Source organism: Geothrix mesophila, assembly GCF_022808835.1.
Lineage (GTDB): Bacteria > Acidobacteriota > Holophagae > Holophagales > Holophagaceae > Geothrix > Geothrix paludis.
Window position 1 is genome coordinate 319381 of record NZ_JAKZLD010000002.1, and the last position, 19515, is coordinate 338895.

The 19515-nt window shown below is 69.6% G+C and carries 16 protein-coding genes; 11 read left to right on the forward strand and 5 right to left on the reverse strand.

Annotated elements, in window-relative coordinates:
- Nucleotides 1-15 precede the first annotated feature (15 nt).
- From clpX to MLG87_RS08920, 7 genes are all read left to right on the forward strand, one after another.
- Complete coding sequence (gene clpX, locus MLG87_RS08885; RefSeq protein WP_243294831.1) at nucleotides 16-1260, forward strand: ATP-dependent Clp protease ATP-binding subunit ClpX; 1245 nt, start codon at nucleotides 16-18, stop codon at nucleotides 1258-1260.
- Between the two features lie 176 nt (nucleotides 1261-1436).
- Nucleotides 1437-3851: an endopeptidase La gene (gene lon / locus MLG87_RS08890; protein WP_243294832.1), complete on the forward strand. Its 2415-nt coding sequence runs from the start codon at nucleotides 1437-1439 to the stop codon at nucleotides 3849-3851.
- 346 nt (nucleotides 3852-4197) lie between these two features.
- Complete coding sequence (locus MLG87_RS08895; protein WP_243294833.1) at nucleotides 4198-4617, forward strand: hypothetical protein; 420 nt, start codon at nucleotides 4198-4200, stop codon at nucleotides 4615-4617.
- 112 nt (nucleotides 4618-4729) lie between these two features.
- Nucleotides 4730-4930 carry a hypothetical protein gene (locus MLG87_RS08900; RefSeq protein ID WP_243287799.1) on the forward strand — a complete coding sequence of 67 codons (201 nt, stop codon included), beginning with the start codon at nucleotides 4730-4732 and terminating at the stop codon, nucleotides 4928-4930.
- Between the two features lie 8 nt (nucleotides 4931-4938).
- Nucleotides 4939-5877: a YihY/virulence factor BrkB family protein gene (locus tag MLG87_RS08905; protein ID WP_243294834.1), complete on the forward strand. Its 939-nt coding sequence runs from the start codon at nucleotides 4939-4941 to the stop codon at nucleotides 5875-5877.
- 67 nt (nucleotides 5878-5944) lie between these two features.
- On the forward strand, nucleotides 5945-7120 hold the full coding sequence (locus tag MLG87_RS08910) for a transglutaminase-like domain-containing protein (protein WP_243294835.1): 1176 nt from the start codon (nucleotides 5945-5947) through the stop codon (nucleotides 7118-7120).
- Complete coding sequence (locus MLG87_RS08920) at nucleotides 7117-7929, forward strand: transglutaminase domain-containing protein (RefSeq protein WP_341848584.1); 813 nt, start codon at nucleotides 7117-7119, stop codon at nucleotides 7927-7929. The genes MLG87_RS08910 and MLG87_RS08920 overlap by 4 nt, the downstream gene beginning before the upstream one ends.
- Here the strand turns inward: MLG87_RS08920 and MLG87_RS08925 are convergent.
- From MLG87_RS08925 to MLG87_RS08945, 5 genes are read right to left on the reverse strand one after another with little or no spacing between them, the layout of a single operon-like run.
- Nucleotides 7926-8495 (reverse strand): hypothetical protein, encoded by a 570-nt coding sequence (locus tag MLG87_RS08925; protein ID WP_243294836.1) that lies wholly within the window; start codon nucleotides 8493-8495, stop codon nucleotides 7926-7928. The genes MLG87_RS08920 and MLG87_RS08925 overlap by 4 nt on opposite strands.
- Before the next feature lie 22 nt (nucleotides 8496-8517).
- Complete coding sequence (locus MLG87_RS08930; protein ID WP_243294837.1) at nucleotides 8518-10014, reverse strand: sigma-54-dependent transcriptional regulator; 1497 nt, start codon at nucleotides 10012-10014, stop codon at nucleotides 8518-8520.
- 39 nt (nucleotides 10015-10053) lie between these two features.
- Complete coding sequence (locus MLG87_RS16295; protein ID WP_243294838.1) at nucleotides 10054-10773, reverse strand: helix-turn-helix domain-containing protein; 720 nt, start codon at nucleotides 10771-10773, stop codon at nucleotides 10054-10056.
- Between the two features lie 28 nt (nucleotides 10774-10801).
- On the reverse strand, nucleotides 10802-14431 hold the full coding sequence (gene dnaE / locus MLG87_RS08940) for a DNA polymerase III subunit alpha (protein ID WP_243294839.1): 3630 nt from the start codon (nucleotides 14429-14431) through the stop codon (nucleotides 10802-10804).
- Nucleotides 14432-14478: 47 nt separating this feature from the next.
- The gene (locus MLG87_RS08945) at nucleotides 14479-15693 is read right to left on the reverse strand and encodes a hypothetical protein (protein ID WP_243294840.1); all 1215 of its coding nucleotides are present in this window, start codon (nucleotides 15691-15693) and stop codon (nucleotides 14479-14481) included.
- Nucleotides 15694-15865: 172 nt separating this feature from the next.
- Between MLG87_RS08945 and MLG87_RS16115 the strand changes: the two genes are divergently transcribed.
- The 4 genes from MLG87_RS16115 to MLG87_RS08965 are packed head-to-tail and all read left to right on the forward strand — an operon-like array spanning nucleotide 15866 to nucleotide 19491.
- On the forward strand, nucleotides 15866-16927 hold the full coding sequence (locus MLG87_RS16115; RefSeq protein ID WP_279341188.1) for an ABC transporter ATP-binding protein: 1062 nt from the start codon (nucleotides 15866-15868) through the stop codon (nucleotides 16925-16927).
- 1 nt (nucleotide 16928) lies between these two features.
- Nucleotides 16929-17789: a hypothetical protein gene (locus MLG87_RS08955; RefSeq protein ID WP_243294841.1), complete on the forward strand. Its 861-nt coding sequence runs from the start codon at nucleotides 16929-16931 to the stop codon at nucleotides 17787-17789.
- Nucleotides 17789-18709, forward strand: coding sequence for an ABC transporter ATP-binding protein (locus MLG87_RS08960; RefSeq protein WP_243294842.1), 921 nt, complete (start codon nucleotides 17789-17791; stop codon nucleotides 18707-18709). Before MLG87_RS08955 ends, MLG87_RS08960 begins: the two co-directional genes overlap by 1 nt.
- Nucleotides 18706-19491: an ABC transporter permease gene (locus MLG87_RS08965; protein ID WP_243294843.1), complete on the forward strand. Its 786-nt coding sequence runs from the start codon at nucleotides 18706-18708 to the stop codon at nucleotides 19489-19491. The genes MLG87_RS08960 and MLG87_RS08965 overlap by 4 nt, the downstream gene beginning before the upstream one ends.
- Nucleotides 19492-19515 lie beyond the last annotated feature (24 nt).

Genomic DNA, 19515 nt, shown 5'->3' on the forward strand with positions numbered 1-19515 from the left:
CGGCGAGGTCCCGCCATGAACAAGTACAAGCGCGAGCAGAAATGCTCCTTCTGCGGCAAGGAGCCCCACGAGGTGGAGCAGCTCCTCGCGGGACCGGAGGCGTTCATCTGCAACGAGTGCCTGGAGGCGGGCCAGCTCCAGCTGCGCATGAGCCGCCAGGGCAAACCCCTGGGCAAGCCCGACGCCCGGCTCAGCCGCCCCAAGGAGATCAAGGCCTTCCTGGACGACTACGTCATCGGGCAGGAGTCCGCCAAGAAGCGCCTGAGCGTGGCGGTCTACAACCACTACAAGCGCATCGTCACCCCCCGGAAGGCCCTGGGTGGCCCCGAGGTGGAGCTGTCCAAGAGCAACATCCTGCTGCTGGGGCCCACGGGCACGGGCAAGACCCTGCTGGCGCAGACCCTGGCCCGCTTCCTGGACGTGCCCCTGGCCATGGCCGACGCCACCACGCTGACGGAAGCCGGCTACGTGGGCGAGGACGTGGAGAACATCCTCACCAAGCTGCTGCAGGCCGCCAACTATGACGTGGAGCGGGCGCAGCGCGGCATCGTCTTCATCGACGAGATCGACAAGGTGGGCCGCAAGAGCGAGAACCCGAGCATCACCCGCGACGTCAGCGGCGAGGGCGTGCAGCAGGCCCTGCTGAAGCTGGTGGAGGGCACGGTCGCCAACGTCCCCCCGCAGGGCGGACGCAAGCACCCGCACCAGGAGTTCATCCAGCTGGACACCAGCAACATCCTGTTCATCTGCGGCGGCGCCTTCGTGGGCATCGAGGACATCATCAAGCAGCGCATCCGGGCCAAGGCCGTGGGCTTCGGCTCCACGCCCTCGTCGAAGGAGGACAAGGAGAACCTGCTGCGCCTGGTGGAGCCCGAGGACATCATCAAGTTCGGCCTCATCCCCGAGCTGGTGGGCCGCCTGCCCGTGGTGGCGGGCCTCTCGCCCCTGGACCGCGAGGCCCTGGTGGCCATCCTCACCCAGCCCAAGAACGCCATCACCAAGCAGTTCGTGAAGCTCTTCGACATGGATGACGTGGACCTGAGCTTCGAGGACGGCGCCATCGACGCCATCGCCGAGCAGGCCCTCACCCGCAAGCTGGGCGCCCGGGGCCTCCGCAGCCTCGTGGAGCAGATCCTGCTGGAGCCCATGTACGAGCTGCCTTCGGACAAGCGCACCTCGCGCGAGTCCCTGCGCATCACCCGGCAGAAGGTGGAAGAGGTGCTGGGCCTGCCTTCCCAGCCCATTTCCGCGGCGGGCTGAACGCTTTAATACTCACGCGGAGGGGCGCGGAGATGGCCGAGAATGCAGAGAAAGGCAGCCGAGTCTGGAAGCCTCTCTCCGCGCCCTCCGCCTCCTCCGCGACCCTCCGCGTGTGTTGTTGTCCTTCACCCCTTGTTGATGCCCGAACGAAATCCCGGATGAATTGAGGCGCTCTCTTGGCTGTTCCGAAGACCCTGACCCTGCCGGCCATCCCCATCCGGGACATGGTCCTGTTCCCCGGCGCCCGGGTGCCCTTCGTGGTGGGCCGGTCGGCTTCGGTGCGCACGCTGGAGCTGGCCATCAAGGCCGGCGACCACCTGCTCATGCTCACGCAGAAGGACGCCAAGGTGGAGGCGCCGGGCCAGGACGACCTCTACCCCATCGGCACCCTGGCCCTGGTGGAATCCGTCCTCGCCCTGCCCAAGGACTACTACAAGGTCGGCGTGAAGGGCATCGCCCGGGTGAGCCTGCGCCGCTACGACGACAGCGGCGAGATCATCCAGGCCGAGGCCTACCTGCTGGCCGAGCCCACCCAGCCCCCCACCGAATCCCTCCAGCCCTTCCACCAGGCGGTGGAGGCCTTCCTGGGCCGCAATTCCGACGCCTCGCGGCTGCTCAGCATGGACCAGATCCGCGAGCTGCCCCTGGGCAAGGCCATCGACACCGTGGCCGGCCTCCTGCCCGCCGAGGTGAAGCAGAAGCAGGAGATCCTCGATCAGCTCGAGATCGGGCCCCGGCTCGAGGCCATGATGCGCCTGCTGGAGCTGGACGCCGCCCGCTCCGAGGTGGACCGCACCCTGGACGAGAAGACCCGGCAGCGCCTGGACCAGGACCACAAGCAGTACGTCCTGAACGAGAAGATGCGCGTCATCCAGCAGGAGCTGGGCAAGAAGGAGGAGAAGGACGAGTTCGCCCGGCTGAAGGACCAGATCGAGGCCGCCGGCATGAGCGCCGAGGCCAGGGCCAAGGCCCTGGAGGAGCTGGAGCGCCTGGAGGCCATGCCGCCCCAGAGCGCCGAGGCCACCGTGAGCCGCACCTACCTGGACTGGCTGCTGGCCCTGCCCTGGACGACCATGGCCGACGAGCGCCTGGACCTCATGGAGGCCGAGCGCGTGCTGGACGAGGACCACTCCGGCCTCGACAAGATCAAGGCCCGCATCCTGGAGCACCTGGCCGTCATGGCGCGGCTGCGGAAGAATCCCTCCGCGCCCGGGGAAGACGAGAACCGCGCGCCGCTGCGAGGGCCCATCTTGTGTCTTGTCGGGCCTCCGGGCGTGGGCAAGACCTCCCTGGCCCGCAGCATCGCCCGGGCCCTGAACCGGCCCTTCGTGCGGCTGTCGCTCGGCGGCGTGCGTGACGAGGCCGAGATCCGCGGCCACCGTCGCACGTACATCGGCTCCATGCCGGGCCGCATCATCTCGCTGATGAAGAAGGCGAAGGTCCGGAACCCGCTCATGCTGCTGGACGAGATCGACAAGATGGCCTCGGACTTCCGAGGCGATCCCAGCTCCGCCCTGCTGGAGGTGCTGGACCCCGAGCAGAACGCCAACTTCCAGGACCACTACCTGGACGTGGGTTTCGACCTCAGCCAGGTGCTCTTCCTGGCCACGGCCAACATCCGCCACCAGATCCCCGAGCCCCTGGAGGACCGCCTGGAGGTGCTGGAGCTCTCGGGCTACACCACCAAGGAGAAGCTGGCCATCGCCGAGCAGCACCTGCTGCCGCGCGCCCTGGAAGGCCACGGCATGAAGGACCTGGGCGTGCATTTCGAGCCCGCCGCCCTGGAGAAGCTGGTGCAGGACTACACCCGCGAGGCGGGCGTGCGCCAGCTCGAGCGCGAGATCGCCAACATCCTCCGCAAGCTGGCCCGACATACGCTGCAACCCGAAAAGGGTGAGGCCTTCGATCCCGTCATCACCGCCGAGCGCGTGCCCAAGCTGCTGGGCCCCGAGAAGTTCCTGGAGACCCGCGCCGAGGATACGGCCCCGCCGGGGCTGGTGAACGGCCTGGCCTGGACGCCCACGGGCGGCGACCTGCTGACCATCGAGGCCGCCGTGTTGCCGGGCAAGGGCGTTCTCAAGCTCACCGGCAAGCTGGGCGAGGTCATGCAGGAGAGCGCCAACCTGGCCCTGAGCTACGTCCGCGCCCGGGCCGAACGCCTGGGCCTGAAGCGCGACTTCCTCGACACGGTAGATCTCCACGTCCACGTGCCCGAGGGCGCCATCCCCAAGGACGGCCCCAGCGCCGGCATCACCCTGGCCACGGCCCTGATCTCGGTGCTGACGGGCATCCCCGCGCGAGCGGACCTGGCCATGACCGGCGAGCTGACCCTGCGGGGCCGCGTGCTGCCCATCGGCGGCCTCAAGGAGAAGCTCCTGGCCGCCCACCGCCAGGGCCGCAAGGCCGTGCTCATCCCCAGCGAGAACGCCCGCCACCTGGAGGAGATCCCCGCCGAGGTGCGCGAGCAGCTCAGCATCCACCTCGTCAGCCACATGGACGAGGTCATCCAGCTGGCCCTCACCCGCATGCCCCAGCCCCTGGGGGCCGAATCCGCCGGTCCCGGCCGCGAGAACCCGGCGACGGCGCAATAAGTGTCTGACACTTTGGGTGGCGCTGCGGACATAAGTGCCCCACACTTATTCCGGGAGGCGACCTGGGGATGGATCCAGTTCCAACGTTGGTTTGGCCTGACTTCGTGGTGGCCAAGCTTCGCCATAAGCACGGGCTGGGCAAGGAACCCTTCGAGGCCCTGATGCGAAGCGGCGAGTTCACGGTGTTCCGAAGCCCAAGCCACCCATGGCGGCTGGTGTTCGAAGGCATTGTCGAAGGCAAGGGGTACCAACTGGTGTGTGAGGTTCTCGACCGACGGAAAGGCCTATTGGAGCCCGTCACTGGGCACAGGTACCGGAAGTTGGACAAGAAGAAAGGAGGGGCGTGATGGTTTCGAAGAAGGCGAAGACTGTCCATTGGGACGAGTTGATGGAACAGGTCCAGGACATGCCCGCAGGGGAGCGGAAGAAGCCATTGGCCGACCGGGTGGCCGAGGCGGAAGAACTGCTGACGCACCCTGAACGGTGGGGAGCGCCCATCAAGGTCCAGATGGGGCGGCCCAGGAAAGATGAGACCCGAGATGAGGTCGAGAACATGAGCTTCAGGGCCCCCCGGGCCCTCAAGCAGGCTTTCGCCGCGGCGGCGGAGACCCAGGGCATCGCCCCCTCTGAAGCCCTCCGTAGGCTGGCGGCGGCCTACGTGGAAACCATGTCCCCCAAGACGCGGCGTGCCGCTGCGGCCAAACCACCGCGGAAGCCCACCAAAGCTCGTCCAAAGCCTGCAATCCGGCGCGCTGCGAAGGCCTGATCCTCGACGGAATGGACCTCGCCGCCACAACAGGACCTCCATGGTTTTTCGAGCTGAGGGCGGTGGGCCGCCCTCAGCCAAGCCATGCCATCGTTCCTGCTACCCTTTTCCCATGCGCTTTCTCTCCAGCCACGTCATCCACTTCGTCGTCATGGGGCTCGGCATCTCCCTGGTGCTGGGGCTCCTCCATCCGACGACGCGGCCGGAGCGGACGCGGGCCTCGATCCTCAAGCATGCGGCGGGTCTCATCGGCATCGGCCTGGCGCTGGCCTGGCTGATGTACCTGCTGCCCCGGCATCCCGTCCGCTTCTAGGAGCCGCCGTGGTCGAGAAGGTCCTGGGTCATTGGGCGAACCTGGTCGCCACCCTGGAGCGGATCTGGCATGAGATCGCCCGGGCGGTGCCGCCCCTGGGCCGGGCCGGCGCCTTCACCATGGAGGTGCTGGGCAAGTACCACAAGGACGACTGCCTGAGCTACGCCGCGGGACTCAGCTTCTGGTTGATCGTCAGCCTGGTGCCCCTGTCCACCCTGCTCTTCAAGCTGCTGGGCGCCATCCTGGGAAGCCGCGCCTACGGCCCCGGCACGCTGAAAGCGCTGCAGGAGATCGTGCCCTACCTGCCCCGCGAGTTCGTGGCGGACGCCGTGGCCAACAGCCAGCGCATCGGCGGCATGGGCCTGTCCTGGGTCGTGCTGCTCTTCGGAAGCTACTGGGGCATCAGCCAGCTGGACACCAGCCTGGCGCACGTCTTCGGCTTGCGCATCAAGAAGCACCGGCAGACCCGCAAGAACCACCTGCTCCGCCAGGTGACGTTCCTGGTGGTGGGCCTGCTCACCCTGGTGATCTTCCTCGCCCTCCTGGTGGGCGGCGCCCTGCGGAAGTTCATGCCCGCGCGCCAGACGGACTTCCTGCCCTACCTGGCGCCCCTGCTGGGCCTGGTGGTGGTGACCATGGTGCTCCAGCATTTGCCGCGCCTGCACGTGAAGTTCCGCCACGCCCTCCTGGGCGCGGGCATTTCCACGGCCCTGTGGTGGCTGGCGAAGTGGGGCTTCGGCGTCTACCTGCGGCACACCATGACCTGGGGCATCATGTACGGCTCGCTGCTGGGCATCGTGGCCGGCCTGACCTTCCTCTACTACAGCTGCGCCATCCTGCTGCTGGGGGCGGAGATCACCGCCGCCTTCTACCGCCACGAGACCGGCGCCACGCCGGTGCCGTCCTGGCTCAGGGGGAAGACGGCGGACCCGACCGCCCCCCACTAGGGCGCCCTAATCCGGCGCCCCGGCGCTTCGTAAATGGTCCATCGGATCCCATGACCGGGAGGACCCCATGCGCCGATTCCGGCTGGCCCCGCTGGGCCTGGCTTTCGCTGTGCTCATTTCGACTGTTCTGCCCGCCCAGGCGCCTCCTCCGCCCCAGGAACTGCAGGCGGAGAACGCCCGCATCCAGGAGCTGTGGAAGGGGAAGAAGTTCGAGGAGGCCCTGAAGGTCCTGGCCGCCCGGACCCAGTCTCCCGGCTTCGTCCAGCTCGGCGCCGAGACCCGGGCCGGCGTGCACTACAACATGGCCTGCGCGGCCTCGCTCCTGGGCCGCCCTGGCGAAGCCCTGGCCTACCTGGGCACGGCGGTGGGCGAGGGCCTCAAGGACTGGACCACCTTCAGCGCGGACTCAGATCTGGATCCCCTGCGGAAGGAGCCGGGCTTCCTCTGGCTCGAGGGCATCGTCCGCGAGCGGGGGGACTTCGTGGGCATCCTCCGGCGCTTCCAGGACTACGGGCCCGCGGGTGTTCCGGTTCCCGCTTTCACCTACCAGGCCTCGGATGCAGCGGACTTGGCAGCCCTCCGCCAGACCTGTCGCCTGGATGAGGTGGCGGGGAAGGGCCCCGAGCTCGAACGCATCGTGAACCTCATGCGCTGGGTCCACGCCCAGGTCCGCCACGACGGCAGTTCGAAGAACCCCGAGCCGATGAACGCCCTGCACCTGCTGGAGGTCTGCCGCGCGGAGAAGCGTGGGATCAACTGCCGCATGATGGCCACCATCCTCAACGAGGCTTACCTCGCCATGGGCTTCAAGTCCCGCCAGGTCACCTGCCAGCCCCTGGACGAGAAGGACCCGGACTGCCATGTCATCACCACCGTGTGGTCCAACGACCTGGGCCAGTGGCTCTACATGGATCCCACCATGGAGGCCTACTTCACGGACGGCCAGGGCCGCCCCCTCGCCATCGCCGAGGTGCGCGAGCGCCTCATCTCCGGCGCGCCGCTGGAGCTCTCGAAGGGCGCCAACTGGAACGGGCGCCCCGAGAGCCCGGCCACCTACAAGGCCTACATGGCCAAGAACCTGGTGCGGATCACCTGCCCGGTGGAGAGCGCCTACGGCTACGAGTCCCGGCCGGTCCGCCGCTACGTGACCCTGGACGGCCTGGCCTTCCCACCGCGGCCCGCCCGCGACGGCTGGGAAGCCGTCATCACCCACGATCCCGCCGCCTTCTGGGCCCGGCCGTGAGGGGCTCAGGTCTGCTGCTGCTCCTGCCTGCGCTCCTGGCTGCGCAGGAGGCGCCGGTGCAGACTCCGGGCTTGTCGCGGGCCGAGGCCCTGGCCGTCCTGGCGCGGCCGGGGACGGCGGAGGCCCGGGTGCGGGCCCTGGTGGACCACCTCCACCAGCGCATGCCCTGGGTGGCCACGGACTACCGGACGCGGACCGTGGACGAGATCCTGGCCCGGGGCAGCGGCAACTGCGCCGACCACGCCAGGGTGCTCCAGAGCCTCCTGAAAGCCGGCGGCTTCGAGTCCCGCTGGGTGCAGGAGATCAACCTCCAGGCTCCCTCGGAGCGCCGCCAGGCCTCGGCCCGGGCCAAGGTGGCCGAGGGCGGGAAGGGGTTCAGCGTCTTCGGGTACCGCCACAATGACCACCGCTGGCTGGAGGTGCGGGATCCCGCCACCGGAACCTGGTTCCCGGCGGATTCCGCGCTGGGCGTGGTGGGCGGCGAGGCCTGGGCCGCGGCGCGTCTGGGCTTCGGGCCCCGGCCCGCCGCCGTGGCCGACATGATCGCCCCGGTCTTCGTGGAGGCGGTCCAGCCGGGCCGGCCCCCGGAGCCCCGCAGCGGGGCCTACCTCCTCCAGGCCTTCGGCGACATGGAGGGCGGGCGCATCCGCAGCCTACCGGCCTGGCCTGCCTGGGAGAAGGCCGTCCGGGCCCTGGAGCCCCACGCCTCCGCCGCCTTCCGCGGAACGGAGGACCTCCACGCCCAGGCGGACCTCCTCACGGCCCTGGCGGAGGCCTACGCGGCCCTGCGGGAAGCCATGAGGCCCTAGCGTCCGCCGGGCTTCGGGGTCCCGTGGTAGGTCATGTAGTTGCCGTCATAGAGGTAGACCACGGCAGAGCCACTGGGATTCGGGAGGCGGCCCATGACCCAGTCCTTCTTCTCCTGGCCTCCCTGGAGCAGGATGCCGTCCCGGTGCGAAATCCAGCGCCCCCGGATGAGGCGGCCGTCCCAGGCGCTGTTCCATTCGTAGGTGCCGTCCGGGTTCACGCGGAGGCTGCTCTTCGTGAGGGTGCCGGCCGCCACCATGCTGGTTCGGGTCTGGGTGGCGTGGTTGTCCCAGCTGTAGGCCACGCCGGGCACGGCGAGGCCGAAGGTGCCGAAAAAGATGGACGGGGCCGGGGCGGCGGCCGGGGATTCCCGGCGCGGAGAGGGGCCGGGCTGGACGGCGGCGGGCTCCGGGGCACGGAAGGGCTTCACCTCCTGGGCGCGGTTGGGCTTCACGTCCTGGGCATGGTAGGGCTTCACCTCCTGGGCCCTGAAGGGTGCGATGTCCTGGGCGGAGGCTGGGAGGCCGATCGAGAGGCAGAGGAATGCCAGGCTGATGCGCAGGGGCATGGGGGCTCCAGTCAGGGGCGGCCTACTCGCCTCCCCGCGTGCTCGGCGGGATGGCGAAGCCGTCGGCTTTGTATTCGTTGATCTTGTTCCGCACCGTGCGGAGGGCGATGTCCAGCTGGGCCGCGGAGTGGGTGCGGTTGCCCTTGAGGGCGCTGAGCGTCGAGAGCAGCCAGAAGCGCTCCAGTTCCGGCAGACTCAGGCCCAGGGGCAGTACCACCGGCGTGCCGAGGGCCAGGCCCACCAGGGGCTTGCGGGGATCGGCCACCACGGCGCCCGGGGGAAGCGGCCTGGCCTCACCTTGGGGGGTGTCCGGGGCGGGTGGGGCCCAGGACCCGGCGGCGTCCTGGAGGGGATCGGCGGGCAGACCCTCGAAGGCTTCGGGAGGCAGGAGCCAGCGGAGATCCTGCTGGCTGAGGCGGTGGCCCTGGTTCAGGACCACGCAGCGCTGGATGACGTTCTCCAGCTCGCGGAGGTTGCCCGTCCAGGGGTGGCGGGCCAGGGCGGCGAGGAAGCTGGGCGCCAGGCTGGGCACCGCCCGGTCGTTCTCCCGGGCGCAGCGCTCGGCGAAATGGGCGGCCAGCAGCTCCAGGTCGCCCAGCCGCTCCCGCAGGGGGGGCAGGTTCAGGGGGATGACGTTCAGCCGGTAGTAGAGATCCTCGGCGAAGCGACCCGCCTTCACTTCCGCCAGGAGGTCGCGGCTGCTGAGGGAGATGAGGCGGACATCCACGGGGATGGCGCGGCTGCCGCCCAGGCGCTCCACCGTCCGGTCCTGGAGGACCCGCAGCAGGCGATCCTGGAGGCCCAGGGGAAGGGCTTCGACGGCCTCCAGCACCAGGGTGCCGCCATCCGCCTGCTCGAAGCAGCTGGCCTTCGCGATGGAGCCGGGGTGCCCGCCCTTCTCGAGGCCGAACAGCTCCGCTTCCAGCAGGTCCTCCGGGAGGGCGGCGCAGTTGAAGGTCACGAAGGGGCCGCTGTGGCGGGGGCTGGACCCGTGGATGAGGCGGGCCAGCATCTCCTTGCCGGCCCCGCGCTCAGCCTGGATGAGGATGGTGGCGCGACTGTCCGCGGCGCGGCGGGCCAGGGCCAGGGCCTCGCCCAGGGCGCGATCCCGGGTGAGGAGGAGGGGGGCTTCGGCGGGTTCGGTGGTCCGGAGGTGTTCCTCGGAGATCAGGGTCTTCTGCATGGCGGCGGTGAGTTCCTCGGGAGTGAAGGGTTGGGGGAGGATGTCGAAGGCGCCCAGGGCCAGGGCCTCCCCGGGCTCGCCGGGGCCGGTGATGAGGAGGACGGGCAGGGCGGGATCCACGGCCTTGAGGCGGGCCAGGAACTGGGGACCGTCCACGCCGGACAGGTGGAGGCTCACCACCGCGATATCGAAGGCGCCGGGATGGGTGCGGCGCAGGGCCTCCTCGCCATGCCGGGCCAGCTCCACGGGGAAACCGGCCCGCTTCAGGCCCAGGGCGAGGCTGTCCCGCGTCGCGGGATCATCATCCACCACCAGTACCCGAAGGGGAGTCGCCATAGCTGGTCATCCATGCGCGGCCGGTCGGCCACGCCCCCGTTATCGGGCGTCGGTGTCCAGACTGGAGTTTTGTGCCGATCTGCGCCGCTTCATCCGCTGGGGCAGGTCTCCGGAGGCCGCCTCGCCCCGGACCGGATCCCCGTGGCGGCGGATGAGGAGGTAGAGCTGGCGGCGGCTCACGCCCAGGCGGAGGGCGGTCTCCACGCGGTTGCCGTAAGCCCGGCGCAGGGCCCGGTGCAGGAGGAAACGCTCCAGGTCGTGCAGGTTCGTGGCCAGGTCCTCGGCCTCGAAGCGGGGCGGGCCGGCGGGCTCGGGCTCCGGCAGCTGGCCCAGGAGCTTCCAGCGCAGCATCCGGTTGCGGAGCTCCCGGAGGTTGCCGGGGCAGGGCAGGGCTCCCAGGGTCGGAGGCCAGGGCGCGGGGACGCCCTCCTCCTCCGCCAGGGCCGCCAGCAACCCCGGAAGGCAGTCGGGATCCTCGTCCAGGGCGGGAAGGCGCAACTCCAGACAGGCCAAGCCGGCGGGCATCGGGCCCCGGGCCGCCACCACGCCGCCGGGATGGATGGCGATCCAGGCAGCGCCCTCCTCCACCGAACCGGCTTCGAACCAGGACTGGTTACGGCGAAGGGCAAATTCTGCCGCGATCGTCGAGACCCCCGATCCTGCCGGGCCGTGGATCCATAAGCCCTCCGGCCGCGCCAGAAGGGTCTCCAGATGGGCACCCCAGCGGCCGAAGCCGGGCAGCAGGAAGAGGGGGATCACGGGGACTCCGTGCCCGGGGTTCCGGGCATCAGTAGGTCCAGGTGAGGGTGCAGCCCGTATCCTTGGCGAGCCGTTCCGCCAGGTCGGGGTCGTGCTTGAGGCGCAGGTCCCGGCCGGCCCGGACGCGGGCCACCAGGCCCTCCTTCGAGCGGTACTCGAAGGTCACGGGCAGGTCGCCCCGGTGGTCCTTGAGGATCGATTCCAGGCGGGGCGGGCACTCGCCCACCGGCAGGCGCACGAGGGCCCCCGTGAAGCCCTGGCCCTGGAAGGACTCCAGCGGCTCCAGCACGGTGGCGAAGACCTTCACCACGGTCTGCTCCTCTTCCTCCTCGGCTTCCCCGTTTCCGTTGCCGTTGGCCTGCAGGGTCTCCACCCGCAGCTCGCCCGTGATGCGCAGCATGGCCTCAGGCACCGCCAGGTGCCGGTAGCGCTCGAAGGGGCGAAGCGTGGCCTTCTTGGTGAGGGGATCCCACTTGCTGGCCATGAGCAGCACTTCCATCTTCCCCGCCAGGTCCTCCACCTGGAGGATGGCCCAGGGCTCGCCCTTCTGGTTGGTCTTGAAGGCCACGGTGCTGACCATGGCGCCCAGCGTCACCTCGCCGCGGTCCCGCAGCCGCCCAGCGGCCACGTCCTCCAGGATCTTGGCGAGGGTGCCGTGGGTGTGCACCTGGATGGCGTCGGCGAACTCCTCGAGGGGATGGCCGCTGACGAAGAGGCCCAGCACCTCGCGCTCGGCGGCCAGCCGCGTGCGGCGGTCCCAGGGCTCGATGCCCTCGGGCACGCGCCAGTCCTCGCTGAGGGTGGCCATCTCGGCGTCGTCGAAGAGGCTGGTCATGCCCGTGTCGCCGGTGCCGCGGGAGGCCGCGGAGATGGCGTCCGGCAGGCCCTGGACCAGCGCCGCCCGGTTGGGCTCCAGGCTGTCGAAGGCCCCGGCCTTGATGAGGGACTCCCACACCTTGCGGTTGGCCTTCTGGAGGTCCGTGCTCTTCAGCGCGTGGAACAGGTCCTTGAAGCCGCCCTCGGTTTCGCGCGCTTCGAGGATGGCCTGCAGCGCCGCTTCCCCCAATCCTTTCACCGCGGCGAATCCGAATCGGATTTGCCGGTCACTGGTCGCCGTGAAGTCCAGCGCCGATTGGTTGATGTCGGGCCCCAGCACCTCGATGCCGCGCTCCCGGCAGTTCTGCACGTACTTGGCCACGTCGTCCGTGCGGCCGGACTTGGTGGAGAGCAGGCCCGCCATGAACTCCACGGGGTAGTTGGCCTTCAGGTAGGCGGTCTCGTAGGCCACCATGGCGTAGGCCGCGCTGTGGCTCTTGTTGAAGCCGTAGCCCGCGAAGTACTCGATGAGGTCGAACATCTCCGCGACCCTGCCCTTGTCGTAGCCGCGGGAGGCGCCCCGCTCGATGAACTTGGTCTTCTCTTTCGCCATCTTCTCCTTGTCCTTCTTGCCCATGGCGCGGCGCAGCATGTCCGCTTCGCCCAGGGAGTACCCGGCCACGAGGCTGGCGATCTGCATGACCTGCTCCTGGTAGAGGATCACGCCATAGGTGGGGGAGAGGATGGGCTCCAGGTCCGGGAACATGTAGGTCACGGGTTCCCGACCGTGGCGCCGCTCCACGTACGTGGTGCCCATGCCCGCGCCCAGCGGGCCCGGGCGGAAGAGGGCGTTGAGCGCGATGAGGTCGTCGAAGCGGTCGGGGCCGAGCTGGCGGAGCAGCTGCTTCATGCCGCCCGACTCGAACTGGAAGACGCCGTCCGTGTCCCCGGCGGCGAAGAGCTCGAAGGTCTTCTTGTCGTCGAAGGTGCGGATGCTGGTCATGTCCTTGGGCGCGCCGTGGCGGCGGGCGATGACCTCCTGGGTCTTGGCGATCTGGGTGAGCGTCTCCAGGCCCAGGAAGTCCATCTTCAGCAGGCCCGCACGCTCGGCCTCGGTCATGGTGTACTGCACCATCACCTTCTTGTCCTTGTCCATCGAGAGTGGCGCGAACTGCGTCAGCTCGTCGGGCGCGATGATGACGCCCGCCGCGTGGACCCCGGTGTTGCGGGCCAGGCCCTCCAGCCGCGCCGAGATGTCGAGGATGTTCTTCACCTCGGGATCGCTCTCGTACAGCTCCCGCAGCTTGTCGCTCTTCTCCAGCGCCTCGCCCACGGTGATGGGCTTGCCGGGCTCCTGGGGCACGAGCTTGGTGAGGTTGTTGGCGAAGGCGAAGTCCTTCTCGAAGACCCGCGCCACGTCCTTGATGACGGCCTTGGTCTTGAGCTGGTTGATGGTGACGATGTTGCTGACCTTGTCCTGGCCGTACTTCTCGGTCACATAGTCGATGACCTTCTGGCGCCCATCGCGGCAGAAGTCGATGTCCACGTCGGGCATGGAGACGCGCTCGGGGTTGAGGAACCGCTCGAACAGCAGGTCGTACTGCATGGGATCGATGTCCGTGATCTTCATGGACCAGGCCACGATGCTTCCCGCCGCGGAACCACGGCCCGGGCCCACGGGCACGCCCATCTCCCGGGCCTTGCGGATGAAGTCCCAGACCAGCAGGAAGTAGCCGGGGAAGCCCATCTTCAGGATCATGTCCAGCTCGAAGGCCAGGCGCTCGCGGTACTTCTCCTCGGGGTGCTTGAGGGTGCCGGCCTGCCAGCGCGGGCGGCACTCGGCCATGCGGGCCTCGAAGGTCTCCTTGGCGACATGGACGAAATAGCCCTCCAGGTCATAGCCGTCGGGCACGGGGAACTGGGGCGTGACGGGCTTCCGCGTGATGGGGAACAGGTCCACCTTGGCGGCGATCTCCAGGGTGCGCTCCAGGTATTCGGGATGATCGGGGAAGACGGCGCGCATCTCCTCGGGCGTCTTCACGAAGAACTGGTCGGTGGAGAAGCGCATGCGCTTCTCCTTGGCCTTGGTGGTCTTCGTGCCGATGCACAGCAGCGTGTCGTGCAGGTCGGAGTCCTCGTGGTTGAGGTAGTGGGCGTCGTTGGTGGCCACCAGCGGGATGCCCAGCCGCTCCGCGAGCTGCTGCTGGAAGGGGATGATCTCCTTCTCCTTGTCGAAGCCCTGGTCCTGGATCTCCAGGTAGAAATCCTCGCCGAAGACGTCACGGAAGTCGCGGGCCACGCGCTCCGCCTGGTCCAGGCGGTTCTGGAGGATGCGGGCCTGCACCTCGCCGCCCAGGCAGGCCGAGAGCGCAATGAGGCCCTCGCTGTGCTCGCGGAGGATGTCCTTGTCGATGCGCGGCTTGTAGTAGAAGCCTTCGGTGAAGCCCGCCGACACCAGCTTGGAGAGGTTGGCGAAGCCCTTCGGGTTCTTGGCCAGCAGCACCAGGTGGTAGCCTGCGTCGCGGCTGCCGCTGGGGTCCACGCAGTCCTCCAGGCCCTCCTCGCCCGTGAGGTTTTTCGCCTCCAGCTTCCGGTCGAAGCGGGTCTTGGGAGCCACGTAGACTTCGCAGCCCAGGATGGGCTTCACGGCCCAGGTTCCTTCGGCGTCCTTCGTCTTCTCGCAGGCGTCGAAGAGCTTCATCATGCCGAACATGTTCCCGTGGTCCGTGACGGCCACGGCGGGCATGCCCGAGGTCCGGCACTTCTTCACCAGATCAGGGATGCGGGTCAGACCGTCGAGCAGCGAGTGCTCGGTATGCAGGTGGAGATGGGCGAAGCTCATGCCCCATTCTCCGACGGAACCCGCGTTCCCGGGCAAGTGCCGCAGGTTCAGTGCCGGGAGAGCAGCTCGCGGAGGGTCTCCCGGAGGCTGGCGGCATCCAGGCCCAGGTCCAGCCGGACGTGGGGGCCCGCGGTGATGGGGCCGCCCAGCTGGATCCACCGGGGGCGCCGGCGCAGCAGGTCGTCCTCGCGCCAGACGGCCAGGATGCTGGGTTCCCGCGCCCAGATGAGGACGCTGGGGTAGGGACCCTCCCGGGGGGGCACGGTTCCCCACAGGTGCACATCGGCGCCCCAGCTGTGAAGCCATTCCTGGATCCGGGCGCTGGCTTCGGGGTCGTCCATGCCCAGGGCCACCGTCCAGCCGGCCAGGAACCCCCGGGTGCCCGGCTGGGCGTCGCCCTCGCGCTCGTACCAGCCCAGCCGCTCGGGGTGGCGGAGGAGGCGCGTCCGCAGGTGGTAGGAGGCGCCGTCCAGGGCCACCAGGGGTGCCTCGGGATTCTCGCGCACACGGTCCGCCCACCTGCTTCCGAAGAGCCCCTCCATCAGTGCGGAGGGCCGGTCGGTCCGGAAGGCATTGCCCGGCACGAGGCTCCGCCAGATCTCGACCTCGGTCTCGGCCCGCTGGACGCGGGATTCCATGTCCCGCACCACGAACCACTGCCAGGAGGTGCCGATGGCCATGGCCAGGATCACGAGGCTGAAGCCGGACAGCCGGATCTTGATCCCGAAGAGGCTCTGGGCGGTGATCTCCACCACCACCGGGACGGTGAGGGCGAAGAAGGCAAAGAACAGCCTCCGCCCCATGGGATCGCCGTCCTGCCGGGCCCGCAGGGACCAGTAGACGATGAATCCGCAGCCCAGGAGGAAGGTGAGGTCGTAGAGGCCGTGGGCCCACACCTCCGCCTGGCTCGGGTGGGTGAGGAGGAGGTTGCGGATGTAGTTGGGGATCATGCCCAGGGCGATCCATTCGGGGAATCGCCGCGGGAAGTGCCGCGGGAACAGGTTCACCAGGGCCGCGCAGAGGGTGATGAATCCGACCGCCACCAGCAGGCTCTGGATGCGGTCCACCAGGTCCGGATTCCAGGCCGGCATGGTGCCGAGGGCCAGCACCCCGTGCCGGACGCCCACCAGCAGGCAGGTGAGGGCCATCCAGCCCATCATCCGATCCCGGCGGGCCAGGGCATCCAGGCCGAAGCCCACGAAGAGGGTCGCCAGCGCCCCCGCCTGCAGGGCGTCGAGGAATGGCCAGTCCAGGAGTTGCATGCGAAAGCCCTCGGGCGGTGGGAGGATGATTCCGTCCAGCCTAAGTCGCTTTCATTGAACAATCCATTCCGCGCCCCACTCCGTGCCCGCCCGCCCTGGCCTAATCCATTCCCCTCCGCCTCCCGTAGCCGCCACATCCTGGAGCAGCCGTGACCATCCCCTGGAGGCCCCGTTGATCGCCTTCGAGAACCTGGAAGTGCGCTACGCCGCCGCGGCGGCGCCCGCCCTGAAGGGGCTGACCCTTGCCCTCGACCAGGGCATCGTGGGCCTCCTGGGCCCCAACGGCGCCGGCAAGTCCACCCTGCTGAAGGCCCTGCTGGGCCTGCTGCGGCCCTCCGCCGGCGGCGGAACGGTGCTGGGCGTGGCCCTGGGCGCCCCCGATGCCGCCAAGCTCCGGGCGCGCATTGGCTACATGCCCGAGTACGACGCCCTCATCGAGGACGCCTCGGCCTATGAGCAGGTGGCCTTCTGGGGCGAGCTGAGCGGCCTGGCGCCAGAGTCGGCCCGGGACCGCGCCCACGAGGTGCTCTACTTCGTGGGCTTGGACGAGGCCCGCTACCGGCCTGTCAGCGGCTACTCCACGGGCATGCGCCAGCGGGTGAAGCTGGCCCAGGCCCTGGTGCACAGCCCGGAGCTGGTCTTCCTGGACGAGCCCACCAACGGCCTCGATCCCGACGGCCGCCGCCGCATGCTGGACCTGGTGTTGCGCGTCCACGCGGAGCTGGGCACGGGCGTCATCCTGGCCTCCCACCTGCTGGGCGACGTGGAGCGCGTGGCGGACCAGCTGGTGATCCTCGACCAGGGCCAGATCAAGGCGGCGGGCTCCATGGCGGGCCTGCGCAAAGCCCTGGCCCGGCGCGTGGAACTGCGCTTCCTCGATCCGCTCGACGCCGCCCAGGAGGCCGCCCTGGCGGATCTTGGCGCGGTGCTGGAGGCCCGCAACGGCCTCTACGACCTGGAGCTGGCGGAGGCCGATCCCACGGCCGCCTTCCGCTGGGCCGAGGCGAAGGGCGCCACGCTGATCCAGCTCACGCCCCGCCACGACCGGCTGGACGAGGTGCTGCTCCGCGCACTTCATGGTGATGCCGTCCGGGGGACCGGCCTACGGCCTACACCCCCGGAGGATGATGCTGTCCGGGGGACCGGCCTGCGGCCTACACCCCCGGAGCCCCCGACTTCAAATCAGGCGCAGCCTGATTTGAAGTCCTCTGTCGCGGCGAAGGGAGAGCGCTGACATGCCGATCTACGCCCCCACCCTTCCGCCCGCGCCAGACCTGAGCCACGGCCAGCCGCCGGCCCTGGTGCTCGCGCGCTTCGACCTGACCCGGCTCTGGCGCCAGAAGATCGGCCGCTTCTTCGGCTTCACCTTCCTCTTCCTGCTGTTGTGGAAGGTGGCCCGCATCTACGTGGACCACCTGCTCCAGACCAACCAGACCTTCCGGCCCATGCAGGATTTCGCGAAGACCATCCTCACCCAGGGGGCGGACTTCCAGGCGGACCTGCTGAACCCCGCCAGCTACCTGCTCTGGTTCCTGGTGGCCCTGGTGGGCGGCGGTCTCGTGGCGCGGGACACGCTCTACCGCGTGCGGCCCCTGATGTATGCCCATCCCGTCGCGCCCCGGGACTACCTGCTCGCCAAGCTGGGCTTCGCCTCGGCGCTGCCCTTCGCCATCCTCCTGCCCTTCGCCCTGCTGCCCTGGCTCATGTCCCTGATCCTCGCCGGCGCCAGCGGCCCCGTGTGGGTGACGGCGCCCCTGCGGCTGCTGCCGGCCATGGCCATCAGCTCGGTCCTCATGGGCACCCTGGCCGCAGGCGCCTCCAGCATGGCCGCCACGCCCCGGGCGGGCATCGGCTGGGTGCTGGGCCTGGTGCTGGGCTCGGCCACACTGGCCTCCATGATCCAGGGACTGACAGGCTTCTCGGCCGTGCAGGCCATCAATCCGATCCTGTTGGCGGAGACTTGGCCCCAGCTCTTCGTGGGCGTGGCCCACCCCCTGATGGGCTGGGGTCCCGCACTGCTCGGCACGGCCTTCCACGTGGGCCTGTGGACCTTCGTGGCCGCCAAGCGGACCATGCCGTCGGAGGCCGTCATCTGATGATTTCCCTCGACCGCGCCTCCCTCCGCTACGGCCCCATCCTGGGCCTCAGTCCCACCACCTTCGAGCTGCCGGACGGCGGCGGCATCACGGGCCTGCTGGGCCCCAACGGTGCCGGCAAGTCCTCGCTGCTGCAGCTGCTCTCGGGCCTGCTGCCGCCCTCCGGCGGCGCGGTGCAAGTCTTCGGTGCAGCCCCCTTCCGCAACCCCGCCGTGCTGGCGCGGCTGGGCCTGGTGCCCGAGGGCGACCGCCTGCCCACGGGCCTCCGGGCGGACCGCTGGCTGCGCATGATGGGCGAGCTGTCGGGGTTGTCGGGCCCGGAGCTGAAGGCCGCCGTGGCCCGCGCGCTCGCCACGGTGGGCATGGCCGACCGTGCCCACCTCACCTTCGCCCGCATGTCCAAGGGCATGCGCCAGCGCATCCGCCTGGCCCAGGCCCTGCTGCACGAGCCGGAGCTGCTCATCCTCGACGAGCCGTTCAACGGCCTGGATCCCGAGGCCCGCCTCACGCTCATGGCCCTGCTGCGGGACCTCGCGGCGACGGGCACGCGCATCCTGGTGTCGAGCCACATCCTGGGCGAGATCGCCCAGCTCACGGACCGCATCCTGCTGCTGTTCCGGGGCCGCCTGCTGGCGGAAGGCACCGTCACGGAGATCCGCCAGCTCCTCGACCGGCATCCCGTGGAGCTGCGCCTCACGGGCGAGGCCCAGGTGCTGGCCCGCTGGGCCGTGGAGCAGCCGGAGCTGGCAGCCCTGCGCATGGAGGAGGGCGCTGTGGTGATCTCCGTACGCTCGCCCCGGGACATCCTGCCCCGCCTCCAGAAGGTCGCGGCGGAGGGCGGCATCCCGCTGCGGGCGCTGGATCCGCTGGATCTCAACCTGGATGCGGTCTTCCAATACCTCACGAGGGACCACGCATGAACGCGATCCCCACCCCTCTGACAACGATCCGGGCCACGGCCCGCGGTTATGCGCCGCGTGTCCTCCAGGGCCGGGGCTGGATCCTGGCGGTCCTGGTCATGGCGCCGGTGGGCCTCAGCCTCCTCATCTTCACCATCAGCCGCCTCCGCGGTCTGGACGCCGATCCCAGCGAGGCCCTCCGGATCTTCCACGAGGGGCTGGTGAAGATGATGCTGCCCATCATGGCCCTGGTGGCGGCCCCGGCGGGCATCCGCGAGGATCTGGAGCAGCGCACCCTGCCCCTGCTGCTGGTGCGCCCCGCTCCCGCCTGGGCCCTGCCCCTGGGCAAGGGCCTGCCCTGGTTCGCCTGGGGCGCCGCCTGGCTGATCCTCGGGACCCTGGGCCTCCAGCTGGTCGGGGGCGACCCCGCCCTGCTGCCGGGCCGCATCCTGGCCCTGGTGGGCGCCTGGTGGGGCGAGCTGGCCCTCATGACCCTGGTGGGTCTGCTCTTCAAGCGCGGCACCCTCTGGGGCGCCCTCTACTTCTTCCTCTGGGAGCCGCTGGTGCGGATCTTCCCGCCCTTCCTCCAGCGCCTCACCTTCACCCACCACATCGAGAGCCTGGCGGGCAGCCGCGCCGCCCAGGTGGGAGCGCCGCAGCTGCTGGCCCAGGAACAGGTGACGACCCATCCGGCCCTGGCCCTCCTGGCCCTCCTCGCGTTCGGCGCCCTCTGCTGGGCCCTTGCCGGCTGGAAGCTCCACCGCACGCCCGTGGGGCTGGCGGGCAGCGAAGCGGAGGGCTGACCCCCGCCTCGCCTTCCACTGTCC

Excerpts from the sequence above, each read along its gene's own strand:
- clpX (WP_243294831.1), top strand. The coding sequence starts at position 16 with ATGAACAAGTACAAGCGCGAGCAGAAATGCTCCTTCTGCGGCAAGGAG.
- MLG87_RS08895 (WP_243294833.1), top strand. The coding sequence starts at position 4,198 with ATGGTTTCGAAGAAGGCGAAGACTGTCCATTGGGACGAGTTGATGGAA.
- MLG87_RS08900 (WP_243287799.1), top strand. The coding sequence starts at position 4,730 with ATGCGCTTTCTCTCCAGCCACGTCATCCACTTCGTCGTCATGGGGCTC.
- MLG87_RS08910 (WP_243294835.1), top strand. The coding sequence starts at position 5,945 with ATGCGCCGATTCCGGCTGGCCCCGCTGGGCCTGGCTTTCGCTGTGCTC.
- MLG87_RS08925 (WP_243294836.1), bottom strand. The coding sequence starts at position 8,495 with ATGCCCCTGCGCATCAGCCTGGCATTCCTCTGCCTCTCGATCGGCCTC.
- MLG87_RS08930 (WP_243294837.1), bottom strand. The coding sequence starts at position 10,014 with ATGGCGACTCCCCTTCGGGTACTGGTGGTGGATGATGATCCCGCGACG.
- dnaE (WP_243294839.1), bottom strand. The coding sequence starts at position 14,431 with ATGAGCTTCGCCCATCTCCACCTGCATACCGAGCACTCGCTGCTCGAC.
- MLG87_RS08945 (WP_243294840.1), bottom strand. The coding sequence starts at position 15,693 with ATGCAACTCCTGGACTGGCCATTCCTCGACGCCCTGCAGGCGGGGGCG.
- MLG87_RS08955 (WP_243294841.1), top strand. The coding sequence starts at position 16,929 with ATGCCGATCTACGCCCCCACCCTTCCGCCCGCGCCAGACCTGAGCCAC.
- MLG87_RS08960 (WP_243294842.1), top strand. The coding sequence starts at position 17,789 with ATGATTTCCCTCGACCGCGCCTCCCTCCGCTACGGCCCCATCCTGGGC.
- MLG87_RS08965 (WP_243294843.1), top strand. The coding sequence starts at position 18,706 with ATGAACGCGATCCCCACCCCTCTGACAACGATCCGGGCCACGGCCCGC.